The organism is Acinetobacter sp. YWS30-1, from assembly GCF_033558715.1.
Lineage (GTDB): Bacteria > Pseudomonadota > Gammaproteobacteria > Pseudomonadales > Moraxellaceae > Acinetobacter.
Genome location: NZ_CP114606.1, coordinates 2,225,990 through 2,239,328, shown reverse-complemented (window position 1 = coordinate 2,239,328; position 13,339 = coordinate 2,225,990). Strand labels below are relative to the sequence as shown.

At 43.8% G+C, this 13,339-nt stretch carries 16 protein-coding genes and 1 riboswitch; of the genes, 5 read left to right on the top strand and 11 right to left on the bottom strand.

The genetic code is table 11. The features are described from left to right. Positions 1-23: 23 nt before the first annotated feature. A complete protein-coding gene (locus tag O4M77_RS10545) occupies positions 24-413 on the top strand; it encodes a hypothetical protein (protein ID WP_323714102.1) in 390 nt (129 codons plus the stop codon). 69 nt (positions 414-482) lie between these two features. Here O4M77_RS10545 and O4M77_RS10540 read toward each other — a convergent pair whose 3' ends face one another. From O4M77_RS10540 to rpoD, 6 genes are all read right to left on the bottom strand, one after another. Then, on the bottom strand, positions 483-1,871 hold the full coding sequence (locus O4M77_RS10540) for an APC family permease (RefSeq protein WP_004784881.1): 1,389 nt from the start codon (positions 1,869-1,871) through the stop codon (positions 483-485). A 264-nt stretch (positions 1,872-2,135) separates the two neighbouring features. Continuing rightward, positions 2,136-3,320, bottom strand: coding sequence for an iron-containing alcohol dehydrogenase (locus O4M77_RS10535; protein ID WP_323713457.1), 1,185 nt, complete (start codon positions 3,318-3,320; stop codon positions 2,136-2,138). Position 3,321: 1 nt separating this feature from the next. After that, positions 3,322-3,855 carry a hypothetical protein gene (locus tag O4M77_RS10530; protein ID WP_323713456.1) on the bottom strand — a complete coding sequence of 178 codons (534 nt, stop codon included), beginning with the start codon at positions 3,853-3,855 and terminating at the stop codon, positions 3,322-3,324. Between the two features lie 74 nt (positions 3,856-3,929). Next, the gene (lipB, locus tag O4M77_RS10525) at positions 3,930-4,589 is read right to left on the bottom strand and encodes a lipoyl(octanoyl) transferase LipB (protein WP_180012726.1); all 660 of its coding nucleotides are present in this window, start codon (positions 4,587-4,589) and stop codon (positions 3,930-3,932) included. A gap of 163 nt (positions 4,590-4,752) precedes the next feature. Further along, the gene (locus O4M77_RS10520) at positions 4,753-5,040 is read right to left on the bottom strand and encodes a YbeD family protein (protein WP_004784874.1); all 288 of its coding nucleotides are present in this window, start codon (positions 5,038-5,040) and stop codon (positions 4,753-4,755) included. Between the two features lie 107 nt (positions 5,041-5,147). Beyond that, the gene (gene rpoD / locus O4M77_RS10515) at positions 5,148-7,034 is read right to left on the bottom strand and encodes an RNA polymerase sigma factor RpoD (protein ID WP_004784872.1); all 1,887 of its coding nucleotides are present in this window, start codon (positions 7,032-7,034) and stop codon (positions 5,148-5,150) included. Between the two features lie 373 nt (positions 7,035-7,407). On the opposite strand from rpoD, the gene O4M77_RS10510 reads away from it, so the two are divergent. Both O4M77_RS10510 and O4M77_RS10505 read left to right on the top strand, forming a co-directional pair. Then, positions 7,408-7,614, top strand: a complete 207-nt coding sequence (locus O4M77_RS10510) for a PA3496 family putative envelope integrity protein (RefSeq protein ID WP_004784869.1) — start codon at positions 7,408-7,410, stop codon at positions 7,612-7,614. Between the two features lie 71 nt (positions 7,615-7,685). Then, entirely contained in the window at positions 7,686-8,210 is a 525-nt protein-coding gene (locus O4M77_RS10505; protein ID WP_004784868.1) for a YecA family protein, read from the top strand. A gap of 87 nt (positions 8,211-8,297) precedes the next feature. Here O4M77_RS10505 and O4M77_RS10500 read toward each other — a convergent pair whose 3' ends face one another. From O4M77_RS10500 to O4M77_RS10485, 4 genes are all read right to left on the bottom strand, one after another. After that, a complete protein-coding gene (locus O4M77_RS10500; protein WP_159123450.1) occupies positions 8,298-8,726 on the bottom strand; it encodes an ABZJ_00895 family protein in 429 nt (142 codons plus the stop codon). Between the two features lie 29 nt (positions 8,727-8,755). After that, a complete protein-coding gene (locus O4M77_RS10495) occupies positions 8,756-9,373 on the bottom strand; it encodes a DedA family protein (protein ID WP_159123451.1) in 618 nt (205 codons plus the stop codon). Between the two features lie 88 nt (positions 9,374-9,461). After that, complete coding sequence (locus O4M77_RS10490; protein WP_159123452.1) at positions 9,462-9,740, bottom strand: FUSC family protein; 279 nt, start codon at positions 9,738-9,740, stop codon at positions 9,462-9,464. A 206-nt stretch (positions 9,741-9,946) separates the two neighbouring features. Then, positions 9,947-10,879, bottom strand: a complete 933-nt coding sequence (locus O4M77_RS10485) for a rhodanese-related sulfurtransferase (protein WP_180179108.1) — start codon at positions 10,877-10,879, stop codon at positions 9,947-9,949. A 188-nt stretch (positions 10,880-11,067) separates the two neighbouring features. Here O4M77_RS10485 and O4M77_RS10480 point away from each other — a divergent pair, with 188 nt between their 5' ends. Further along, a complete protein-coding gene (locus tag O4M77_RS10480) occupies positions 11,068-11,553 on the top strand; it encodes a DUF1289 domain-containing protein (RefSeq protein ID WP_179992824.1) in 486 nt (161 codons plus the stop codon). A 45-nt stretch (positions 11,554-11,598) separates the two neighbouring features. Then, positions 11,599-12,210, top strand: coding sequence for a LysE family translocator (locus O4M77_RS10475; RefSeq protein WP_166137851.1), 612 nt, complete (start codon positions 11,599-11,601; stop codon positions 12,208-12,210). A gap of 58 nt (positions 12,211-12,268) precedes the next feature. Here O4M77_RS10475 and ribB read toward each other — a convergent pair whose 3' ends face one another. Beyond that, positions 12,269-12,928 carry a 3,4-dihydroxy-2-butanone-4-phosphate synthase gene (gene ribB, locus O4M77_RS10470; RefSeq protein WP_159123456.1) on the bottom strand — a complete coding sequence of 220 codons (660 nt, stop codon included), beginning with the start codon at positions 12,926-12,928 and terminating at the stop codon, positions 12,269-12,271. A gap of 106 nt (positions 12,929-13,034) precedes the next feature. After that, positions 13,035-13,191: riboswitch (FMN riboswitch) on the bottom strand. Between the last annotated feature and the right edge of the window lie 148 nt (positions 13,192-13,339).

The window sequence follows — 13,339 nt, the reverse complement described above, 5'->3', positions numbered from 1 at the left end:
GTAGTACGTTGTTGCTGGCCAGCATGATGACACAGGCTCAAGAAGCGCCACAGCAATTAGTATCATTACAAGATACAGTTCAGCCCATTACTCAGGAAGAAATCCGCCAAGGGCTGGCAGCGATGCAACAGCGCTTGAATAGCCGCATTGAGCAGTGGGGTAAAACCCTTAGCCGTGATGATTTCGAGTGGACTTGGCGTGCACGTCAGATGAAACCTGCCAAACGTCAGGAAGTTTGCGATATTTTTCAGGGCGTGGTGAATGAAATGTATCAAATGGCAGTGAAAAACAAGGCTCGGCTCAGTCCGGAAGATCAGAAACTATTATCCAATCGTGATCAGTTTATTGAAAAATTGGGCTTTCAAAATAACCGGGTAAATACCCAGATGGGCTTCGATTGTCGTCTGCAATAAGCTCAGTCTATTATCCAAGAAAATAAAAAAGGCGCATAAAGCGCCTTTTTTAGGTATGAACAATATCGATTATTCAAACTCGTTATGTTGTGGAGCAGGGTGCTTAAAGCCCTTGGTTTTATAACCCAGGTACAAAATACCGAACATCGCCCACCATAAACCGTATTTCAGTGCAGTTTCTTCAATTTCCAGCCACATCGCAAAGATGCTGATAAAACCAAGCATCGGGATGACCACAAAGCTGAAAATATCTTTCGCAGTTTTAGTACGGCCATCACGCAGTGCATAACGTGAAATTACTGACAGGTTCACGAATGTAAACGCAGTCAAGGCACCGAAGCTGATCATCGAAATCACGATATCCAGATCCATGAAGCCAGCAGTTAAGGCCACTGCACCTACAATCAGAATGTTGTAGTTTGGTGTATAGCTTTTCGGACTGATATGACCAAAGATTTTCTTGTTGATCACGCCATCACGGCCCATGACATACATCAGACGAGATACACCTGCATGAGCAGAGATACCAGACGCCATTACGGTAATGATCGCAAAAGTCAGAACATAAGACTGGAACAGTGAGCCGCCTACAAGAAGCAGAATTTCTGGCTGAGTTTCAGCAATATTCTTGAAGTAAGAACCCGGTGTAGAAGGGAAGTACAGCTGCATGAAATAAGTGCTGATAATGAAAATCACACCAGCGATTAAAGCAGTCAAGAAAATCGCTTTAGGCAAGGTGTTTTCAGTATCTTTGGTTTCTTCTGCCAGAGAGCTTAAAGAGTCAAAACCGGTGAATGAGAAGCACAGTAAGGTCGCACCAGTAATCAGGGCGCCTACCGAAGTCAGTTCATTCCAGAACGGTTCAAGACTCCAAAGCTGGTAACGCTGTTCAGCTGTAATCGGACCATCAGCATTGAAACCGGCCTGCAGTTTGGTAAAGACCATCCAGGTAAAGATACCGATCACCAGTAACTGTACCAGTACGATCAAACTGTTAAAGTTTGCCACGAAGCGTGCACCGCGCAGGTTTACCCCGGTCATGAAGGCAGTCAGCACGATTACCCAGACCCAGTGGTTCACATCAGGAAACAGTGCTTCAAGATAGATCACTGCCAGGATGATGTTCACCATTGGTGATAACAGATAATCCAGCCAGGAAGACCAGCCCACCATGAAGCCAATATTCGGGTGAATCGATTTTTGGGCATAGGTATAGGCCGAACCCGAAGAAGGGTAGCGGCGAATCATGTGACCATAGCTGATCGATGTAAACAAAATTGCAATCAGGGCAATGATGTAAGAAGTAGGAACATGCAAATGACTTTCTTCAGATACCAAACCAAAAGTATCAAATAAGGTCATTGGTTGAATGTAAGCTAAACCAATAATAATGATGTGCCAGAGCCCTAGCGTTTTTTGCAGTTTAGCTGCCGATTGAGTCCCAGAGAAATTTGTCAACGGCGTTATCCTCTTAATCGTTGATCAAGGATCAGTCATATTTAATAAGGATCGTTTGAGACGAACGATCCCCCCTACAATTTTCTATAAAAGCGCGCCAATCTACTTTAAAATTACGGCTTTTACTAGCTATTTTTTGAATTTAGGCCTGCACGAAATGTGCCATTCGAAGCAAAAAACGGCGATTTCCTGCAAGATAAAAGCCCGATGTCTAAAAAAACATCAGGCTTAAATTTTTCGCTATATTGGCTTATTTTTCAGTAATTACCAAGCCTTTTTTAAGATAGATTTCAAATCTTCCAAACTGGCTTCTTTTGGGTTGTAAATGATGGAACCATCATTTAATGCTTTTTCAGCAACTTCATCCAGCTGTGCTTCAGAAATCTTACCTGTTTCACTTAATGTGCGCGGTAATTTGGTCAAGCTATAGATTCGATCACGCATGGTTAAAATTGTAGCAATGGTCTTGTCTGCACGTAAGTGTGCTGGTGTTTGTGCATAGATGTCTGCACCCGCCAATGGCAGCAGCAGCTCGGCAATCTTGTCGCCATTCACTTCCTTGTTGTATTCCAGTACATAAGGCAGGAACAGATTCATACATAGGCCATGCGGCAAATGCGCGACTGCACCTAGAGCATGGCCAAGGGAGTGCACCAGACCCACCATTGAATTGGAGAAGGCAATTCCGGCCATGGTAGAGGCCTGAGCCAGCTCCAGACGACCTTGGGCATCAGTTGGGTTGTCGAGTACGTTAAACAGGTTGGCACTGACCTTTTTCACGGCAGCTGTGGCATAAGCATCTGAAATTGGATTGGCTGCCATACAGGTGTAGGCTTCTACAGCATGTGTCATCGCATCCATGGCTGTCATGGCAGTCAGATGCGGTGGCAGGGTCTGAGTCATACGTGGATCCAGAATCGCTGCATGCGGCATCAGATAATAAGATGCGAATGGCATTTTCATATTCTTTTCGGTATCCGATACCACAGCAACCATGGTCACTTCAGAACCAGTTCCTGAAGTCGTAGGAATTACGAAAAATGGCTTCAGCGGTTTAGGCAGATTATGCGCACCAGAATATTTGAGTAAGTCGTGACCACCTTCAGAGACCAAAATATTGGTCGCTTTTGAAGTATCAATCACTGAGCCACCACCCACGGCAATAATGGCATCGCAATCGTGATCACGATACAACTGTGCCGCGCTGCGCACTGTACCTAAACTGGAATCTGGCGGTACATCATCGAAAATCGCTGCAATTTTGGCATCGGTCGATTCAAAAGCAGCTTCAATCGGCGCCAGCAGGTTATTGGCACGAACACCTTTGTCGGTAATGATCAGTGGACGTTTGGAACCTAAAGTGGCCAGTTCAAAAGGAATGTGTTCTAACGCGGCATGACCAGCAATCACTTTGACTGGACAGAAAAATTCATAATAAGGTTTTGCCATGTTATACACTCCGTTTCAAATAAGATTGAGCGACTTTTAAGTAGATGCTGCTCGCTTCCATGATTTTATCTTTGAGTCCCAGATTATTCGGGTATTCTTTTACTGCCAGTTGCGCCACCATTTTCGGCAAGATCAGCGCTTCCATTTTGTTCAGGCAACGTACCAGACGGATCGCATAGGAAATATCACCATCGGCAATCATGCGGTCATTGGCAAAGGCCTGAGACGTGCTTTCCTGAAAGGAAAACACCAGAAAGGCATGATGCAGATGCTTAAAGGTAATGGTCAGGTCTGGCTTGATGCTGCTGTCTTTGACCAGTTCCAGCTGATGTTGTTCCGTGACCCGGGCAACGAAGGCCGGGCCATGCGGAAAAACATTCATTGAAAGCCTGAAATTGGCGGGAAACTGGGCAACTTCCTGTTTGATTTCTGGGTCTACCTGACTTGCCATGACCAGGCCACGGCCAATGATATCCATCATCAGTTTGACATAGGCAAGCTGCAAAGCGGGTTTTACGGATTTTGTCTCAATCACGTGATGATCCCTATCTTGATATTATTTGTTTAGAGTAATTACTCTAATTTATTTATTATTAAAATGCAAAGGCTTTATCTTTGCTCGACGTTCACCTGATTAAAGTAACCGCTGCTGCTTAAAGTTTCAATAATTTCAACACACAAGTCATTAAACTTTGGCGGATTGCTGACGAGGTCATTAATTCGCACCATTTCCAGACCTGCATAGCCGCAAGGGTTAATGGTATGAAAACCGGTCAGGTCACAATCAATATTTAAAGACAGGCCATGATAGCTACGGCCTTTACGGATTTTGAAGCCGAGAGAACCAATTTTACGCTCATTCACATAGACGCCCGGAGCATCGGGTTTGGCATAGGCTTCAATCTCATGCTTTTTAAGTAGTTCAATCATCAGGTTTTCGGCATAAGACACCAATGTACGGACATTCCAGCCCAGACGGTTCAGGTCAAACATAAAGTATGCGACGAGCTGACCAGGACCATGCCAAGTGACTTGACCACCACGGTCGGTTTGAATGACAGGAATATCAGTTGGAATCAGGATATGTTCCGGTTTACCGGCCTGACCTTGGGTCAGTACATCATGGTGCTGCAAAATCCATAACTCATCAGGCGTATTTTCATCACGGTTTTCCGTGAAGCTTTTCATTTCCAGAAAACGGTCTTCGTAGGGAGTCAGGTTATTATATTGACGGATAATCAGGGAGGGTTTTTGAACCGCAGCTGTCACAGTGTGCGTCCTTAGAAAATTAAATCATACTGCAAATAATTATAATGATTTCAGCAATAGATAGGGGAGAGATTCGTAGTAATTGTTGGTGAGCTAGTCACACACATAAAAAACACGCCCGAAAGCGTGTTTTTTAATTTGCCAAGGTTGGAGCAGAATAATCTTAAAGAGCAGTCTTGATTAGTGGGCAAGCTGCAAGATCAGCATATACGGCATGCACCTGTTCCAGTTCAAGGAAGCGTAGCTGAGCAGTGATCGAATGATATTTACCTGTACGAGATGGAGTGATACTTACGCTATCACCATCAAAGTCAGGAAAATGTTTGGTGAAAATCTCAACGACCGCATTCAGCAGTTCTTCACCTGCAAGGCCAATGAGTTTGATTGGGTAATCCATTGGAAAAACCCAAAGATCTTCGCGGAGTTCACGAGATGGTGTACGGTCTAACATGTAGTCCCCCTATTCGAAACGCCTGCATAGCGCAGGCGTTTGGGTGTATTGCAATACAAAATGGAGACGAGAGATGAAATTTCAAGTCTCCAAAATTGTATTAAATCTTAATCATTTTCCAGGAATGAACGCAGGTGTTCAGAACGGGAAGGGTGACGTAACTTACGCAGTGCTTTCGCTTCAATCTGACGGATACGTTCACGGGTTACGTCGAACTGTTTGCCGACTTCTTCTAAAGTATGATCCGTTGGCATGTCGATACCGAAACGCATTTTCAGGACTTTCGCTTCACGTTCAGTCAGGTTTTCCAGTACTTCGCGAGTCGCTTCTTTCAGGCCTTCTGAAGTAGCAGCATCCACTGGTGAAGTGATGTTGCTGTCTTCAATGAAGTCACCCAAATGCGAATCTTCATCATCACCGATCGGTGTTTCCATCGAAATCGGTTCTTTAGCGATTTTCAGTACTTTACGAACCTTCACTTCGTCCATTTCCAGACGTTCGCCTAGTTCTTCCGGAGTCGGTTCACGGCCCATTTCCTGAAGCAATTGACGAGATACACGGTTGATCTTGTTAATCGTTTCAATCATATGCACTGGAATACGAATGGTACGTGCCTGATCCGCGATTGAACGGGTGATCGCCTGACGAATCCACCAGGTGGCATAAGTCGAGAACTTGTAACCACGACGGTATTCAAACTTGTCTACGGCTTTCATCAGACCGATGTTACCTTCCTGAATCAGATCCAGGAACTGCAAGCCACGGTTGGTGTATTTTTTCGCAATCGAAATTACCAGACGTAAGTTTGCTTCAACCATCTCTTTCTTGGCACGACGCGCTTTCGCTTCACCGACTGCCATACGTTTGGCAATGTCTTTGATGTCACGAACTTTAAGATCAAGGTCTTTTTCGATATCTGCGATTTTTTGCTGGAAGGCCAATACGTCAGGACGTACTTTTTCCAGATAAGCTTTCTGATCAGCAGTCGCTTTCGCAATTTGCTCATCTAACCAGGCTGGATTCGATTCCTGACCCGGGAAAGTAGTACGGAACTGGGTACGGTCCATACGGCCACGACGGACGGCATAACGCATCACTTCACGTTCTGCACCACGGATCTGGTCATGTGTGCCACGAATCATTTCAGAAATGATATCGAACAGACGCGGCGTGAACTTGAACATCATGAACACAGTAGCAAGCGCTTGAAGTGCCTCTTCTGCTTCTTTGCTGTTACGGCCGTGTTTTTCCAGTACCGCTTTGGTATTTTTCCAGGCATCGGAAAGTTCGGCAAAACGAACTTTGGCAATTTCTGGATCTGGGCCTGAGTCACCTTCAGAATCGTCATCGCTATCAGACTCTTCATCTTCCTCGTCATCATCCAGTTTTACATCTTTGGTTGACTTGGTCGTTGCTTCTTCGTCTTCTTCGATTTCAGCGACTTCTTCCAGGACTTCTGGAATTTCTTCATCTGATTCAGGGTCTAAATAACCTGACAGAATGTCAGCAAGGCGGCGTTCGCCAGCTTCATAATCTTTGTATTCTTGTAGTACAACTTCTACAGCATTCGGCCAGTAAGCAATAGAGTGAAGAACGTCTCGGATACCTTCTTCAATGCGTTTTGCAATGCTAATTTCGCCTTCACGCGTTAAAAGTTCAACGGTACCCATTTCACGCATGTACATACGTACAGGGTCAGTCGTACGACCTGGTTCGTTTTCTACAGATGCAAGTACAGCCGCAGCTTCTTCTTCTGCAACTTCATCAGCAGCTTCTGCAGTATCCTCGAACATTGCATCATCAGATTCAGGCGCACGATCATGGACAGGAATACCCACATCATTCAGCATTTGAATGATGTCTTCAATCTGTTCGCTTTCTGTGATGGAGTCCGGGAGATGATCGTTAACCTCAGCGAAGGTTAAGTAACCTTGTTCTTTGCCTCGGCTAATCAGAGCCGCTACTTGAGAAGTAGGGGAAGTCATATCGCTCATCTTTGCTTACTCTTCGTTGAATCTGTGGCAGTGAAAAACCGTGCATGATAGCACAATTCACCTGAAATAGTTTTGGAATTGATCAGTCAAGCATGATTTTATAAATATGTTTGAATAACAATTGAATATCAATATTGGGTCTAAGTTTATCTTTTCAAGTGTATTTCCCAATCTAATTTTAGAAACGTCCCTCATCCATGGGATAAAAAGCGTTCACTATCTAACCAGCTAATAAATACACAATTATGCTGTAGAAAAACAAGAGCCAACTAGTATAAACATACAAAATATATAAATAAAACTTGACAAGTTTTTAAAGGCAAGATAAATAGCGCCTAGACCCATTTACATTTTTCACTACGAGGTAGTTTTAGTGTCTTCGACAGATTTTGAACTAGATGATAGCTACGGTGATGATGATGTTAATTTCGATGAGGCATCGAGTAAGCTAAGTGCGAAAGAGTCGTTGGAAAAACGTCGTCTGATTGATGATCTGCTCTCGCAACGCCGCCTGGAACGCGAACTCAAAGATTTTGATTATGACTTCGACGATGATGACGACTTTGACGACGAAGATTAACGAATTCAGATTTAGCATAGCCTGAATAAATGCTATGCTAATCCTTTCGGTTTTCTAAGTTTGGATGTTAAATGAGTGCTTTAGATTTAGACCTGTTGAGTGAATATCTGGATGGCGACCAAAATGAGTATGGTCTGGATTTTGCGGCAACTCATGGTTTCTTATGTGCTATCGCAGTAGGCCCGCAATTTGACAAATGGATGGATGAACTTTTTGAAGGCAACCAGAAAAAAGTGCCTGCAGAAATCATCAATCAGGTTAAAGCATGGTTAGAGTCAATCCGTCAAAGCTTGGCCAATGAAGAAGGGATCACTTTCCCGTTTGAAATTGAAGAAGCAGATACCGAATCAAGTCTAGGTGACTGGAGCGTGGGCTTTGTAGATGCCATGTTCCTGAACGAAGAAGCCTGGTTTACAGAAGAATTTGAAGAACAGTTGGTCGATTTAACGCTGCCAATTATGGTATTCAGTGGCATCGATGAAGAAGATCCGCAAATGGAATCTTTCCGTCGCAATGGCCAGTTAATGGATGAGCTTGCAGAAGAGATTCCAGAAAACTTGAATGAATTATATCTGATGTACCACACACCAGAATAAGTCATGCCCCGCCATGAAAAAGCACCGTCAGGTGCTTTTTTTAGCTCAGGTGTTTTGTACAACGTTTGGACTAGTGGATGATTTAATCTAAGGTTTATGATCAGCACCGGTACGCTTGCTCAAGCTGTAACGCGCATAGCCATTGTAGGCGATATGGAACAGCAAGGCATGTAAAGCAATACTTGCAGCTACCAGAAACGAATTTGGCCCGCGTCCTGTATAGGCCATCCTTCTATAGATTTCCTCCGTCTGCGGATGCAGCCAGATGACTATAAACAAAAAGATAAATCCGAAGGTCATGGCAATAATCGTGGAACCCCAGACCAGTCTGCTTTTCTCTTCCTGGGTGGGTAGTCGGAGTTCTTTTTTTACAAAGTACCGGGCGCTGAGAAAGGCGGAGGCAATCAGGGCAGGAATCAGCAGAATGGCGCCTAGATTGAACACGTAGATGAGTATGCCGACTATTAAGACCAGAGTCAGATAAACGGTGGCAAAATATTTAAGATAGTGCGACATCGTTTTAGCCTCCTTATGCTGAGGTCTCTTCAGGATGGACGATTTTTACGTTGATGTCTACGGTATAAAACCCAGCCCATGATGATCACGACAATCGCAATAATCACATAACTGACCTGACTGAAGATTTTGTGCATCAATTCCTGATTTTCACCAAAATAAAAACCGACACAGGCCAGGAACGTGGTCCAGATAACAGTACCTAGTCCACTATAGAACATGAATTTCCAGAAAGGCATATGGCTCATGCCAGCCGGGATACTGATGAGGGAACGTACTGCCGGAACCATCCGGCCAAAGAATACAATCCGGTGTCCATACTGCTCGAACCATTCCAGAGATTTTTTCACGTCTTCAGATTTGATAAACAAGAATTTTCCATATCGGTCTATGAATCTGAAAATACTGTCGTGGTTAAATTTATAGCCAATCCAATAGAGCAATGCCGCTGCCAATAACGAACCGATACTGCCTGCAATAATGACTCCAACCAGCAGTAATTCTCCCTGAGAAGCGGAATAGCCGGCAGAAGGCATAATAATTTCAGAGGGGATCGGGGGAAAGACATTGTCAAGAAACATGAGCAAGGCAATGCCCCAGTAGCCCAGCTGTTCCATGACAGAAATAATCCATTCAGTCAGATTCATAAAATTGGCAAAATAAAAAATACTGCTTGTATCCTAAGCAGTATTTTTAAGAGGGTAAAGTTAAGTTATATAAATGGCCAAGTGCGGATTAACTATGGGTTAAGGTATAAATGTAAACTTTACGTAAGCTGTAAGCCAGGCAAACTGGCAGAGCACTGAGCAGTAAATAGTGTGCTGCTGTAGCCTCAATATGGTAGCCAATAAACAGGGCAAGAATGGCACCAATGATAGTTCCCAAGATCACAATAAACAGATGTGATTCTGCTTCTAGCTCATCTGTCAGTTGGGTAATACGTTCCAGTTTTGTATTTTCTTTAGGTTGGAATCTAACAATATTATCTGGATCCCGAGCAAGTGAATTGGCCATTTTGTTTTCCTTTTCATTTAAAAAATTAATTAATAATGAAAGACTTATGGTAACAAAGTAATGTGATATAAAGACTATCAAGCTTAGCTGTAAAAATATGCTGTTCTTGGTAAGGGATTGGTAAGTTTTTTATTGCAGATGTAATGCTTATGTAAACAAAAAGCCCTCCGAAGAGGGCTTAGATATTTTTAGTTACAAAACTGGAATTAGAGACGTTTACGTTTTGCAGCCAGAATTTGCGATTGACGCATACGGAAACCTTCTTTTTGTTTCTCGGTAGTTTTATCGATGCAGTACACACAAGATACGCCGTGTTCATAACTTGGCAGCGCTGCCTCTTCAGGCGTTAATGGCCAGCCACACGCATGACATTTGGTATTTTGACCTTCTTCCACACCATGTGTAACTGCAGTACGGCCATCAAATACGAAACATTCACCTTCCCAAAGACTTTCTTCAGCTGGAGTTTCTTCTAGGTATTTCAGAATACCGCCTTTCAGGTGATACACCTCTTTAAAGCCTTCCTGAAGCAATAAAGAAGTTGATTTTTCACAACGAATACCACCGGTACAGAACATGGCAATTTTCTTATCCTTGTGCTGTTCCAGGTTCTTTTTCACATATTCAGGGAATTCACGGAAAGTTTCAGTTTTTGGATCGATTGCGCCTTTGAAGGTACCAGCTTTGTACTCGTAATCATTACGGGTATCAACCAGAATCACATCATCACGTGCAATCAGCTCGTTCCATTCTTTAGGATCAAGATAATGGCCAACCAGATCTCGTGGCTTAACCGGTACACCTAAAGTCACAATCTCTTTTTTCAGCTTGATCTTCATTTTACGGAATGGTTTGTCAGAGCTATGAGATTCTTTGTATTCCATTTCGTTGAAGCCTTCATCAAGCAGGAACTTGTGTACTTTGTCGATAGCTTCACGGTTACCCGCAACAGTACCGTTAATGCCTTCACCTGCCACAATTAGAGTACCGCAAAGGTTGATGGTTTTTACCAAGTCTAAAAGACGTTGTTGCAGACCCTCAGGATCTTGAACTTCTTTGAATTGATAAAGTGCGGCAACAACCCAACCAGTCGTCGCTTGCTGTTCTACAGGTGCAAGCTGTTCTACAGTAGCGTTCATGGAATACTCCAACGTAGCATGATAATTTGAAAGGCGCATATTTTAACGTGATTTGAATGAATAAGCGAGTAAAAGGCCGGGTTTTAACGGACTTCAAATCGATAGGGAGAGCGTGTATAGTCATGCCCACCCAGGATTTTGATGCAATGATGCAGATGCTGGAAGTTGCAGCACAGTTGGAGTAAGTTTTGAGTTCGGATCGTCGTATTGCATCTTTAACCCCTTGCGCAGGGCGTTGCTCAACCGTATTTGGGGATGCGGTCTGTCGTGGTTGCCGCCGTTTTAATCATGAAGTGATTCACTGGAATAGTTATAACGCAGATCAACATACTGCAGTCTGGCAGCGGCTGGATGCACAGCTAGATCAGATTTTGGTCCCGATGCTGCCGATGGCGAATCTGGCCAAAGTGGAAACATTTGTCCTGTCTAAACGGGTGCGTCTACGTGAAGATGCGACTAAAGGTCGTAAGCTTTACCATGCCTTAAAACTCTGTGAAAAGAATCGTCATTTTACTGATGAAAGCGGTTTAGGCATTCATTACAAACAGGTGCGCCCGCTTTGGGATGAATTCGAACGTCGGGTACTGGCACTCGCCAAAGCCAGTTATGACCTGGCTTTTTTACGGGCAGATGGGATCAGCCAGCATCTGATTCATATGCAGGAAGAGGACTAAGTCCTCTTTTTTATTTAGTAAAATCATGATAGCTGAGGAAATGGCATGAATATCAGTGAATATATTCTCTATTGTCTGGCCGTCGTTATCATGATTGCCACACCTGGGCCTGTGATGTTGCTGGTCGCTAGTGCTGGACTGAAAGGTGGCTATAAGCATGCTTTGCAGACCATTTTCGGGACGAATTTTGCTTCTCTGGTATTGATCACCTTATCTATTTTTAGCTTAAAAGGCTTATTGGTCATTAATGAAAACTGGCTGAATGGCATCAAGCTGCTTGGCTGTTTATATATTGCCTGGCTGGGAATCCAGATTTTCCGGGAAGTCTGGCAAGGGCAGGGTTCAACCAGTTCACAAGGCTTGCAGCCAGTACAGGGTGGCTTCCGAACCGGTTTTCTGGTGGGGATCTCCAACCCCAAAGATATTATTTTCTTTGCTGCGTTTTTCCCGCAGTTTATTGGCATTACTCCAAACTTAGATTCCAGCTTAGTGATTCTGACGATCAGCTGGATTGTGCTGGATTTTTTGACTCTGTCATTAGTTTATTTAGGCTTTCAACGCTTTGCTAAATCCAGGCTGTATCCTTATTTGCTTGGTTTGTGCGGTTTGATTTTATTAGTAGTCGCAGTCTATGGAATATTGTCTGTACTCATCTAAAAATATTTATATAAAATAAAAATCCCGGTCTTAAGCCGGGATTTTTTATCTTTACGTCTTAGACATTGTGCTGCTGGCGGTAATGCACCAGTTCATCAATAGTGATCACGGTCAGCTGATGAGTCTGTGCATAAGACAATACCTGAATACCAGAAGCCATGGTGCCATCTGGATTGGTCAGTTCACACAGAACCCCGGCAGGTTTCAGTCCAGCCAGACGTGCAAGATCAATCGTACCTTCGGTATGACCACGACGGGTCAGCACACCGCCTTCACGGGCACGTAAAGGGAAGACATGCCCTGGGCGATTCAGGTCACTGGCGACAGCGCCGTCTTTAATGGCTGCTTTAATCGTGGTGGTACGGTCTTTGGCAGATACACCAGTGGTCACACCTTCCGCAGCTTCAATGGTGACAGTAAATGCAGTTTTAAACTGACTAGAGTTATCCTGCACCATAGGTGGCAGTTCTAAATGATTGGCCAGTTCATCAGTCAGACATAGGCACACAATACCGGAACCATCACGAATCATACGAGCCATGGTTTCTACAGTCAAAGTCTCTGCTGCAATGATGAGGTCGGCTTCATTCTCGCGGTCAAAGTCATCCATCACCAGAACAGGTCTACCTTGGCGGATGTCTTCGAGTGCTTGTTGGATGCGCTGTTCAGCGGGAGCTAAAGCGGAAAAGAAAATTTCGGGTTGAATCAAACTTGACATTGAAACGCTCACGTAAAGTAAAAGTACGATTGAACATTTCAGGACATAGTGAAAATAGGCTTATAGCAAAACAGTTTCATGCCAGGCATAAAACAGGGTGTACTGCTTTCGTCTTCTTTCATCCGGACTATACCGTCGGCTCTGGATTTGCACCAGATCTGCAGATCAATCGAAATTGACCGCTCGTGGGCTGATTTAGGAATAGAGATTTACTACCCTGAAATTACCACCGGTGGGGAATCTCACCCCGCCCTGAAGCGATGTAGGGCCATTATAGTCCTGATTTTTAAAAGATGGGATAGTTTGGCCAGTCACGAATTTGCAGAATTTCAGATAAGCAAAACAGATTATCTGAATTACGACAGCCTTTAGCAAAAAACTGGAAACATGTTATGTTGCTATTAAGAATAG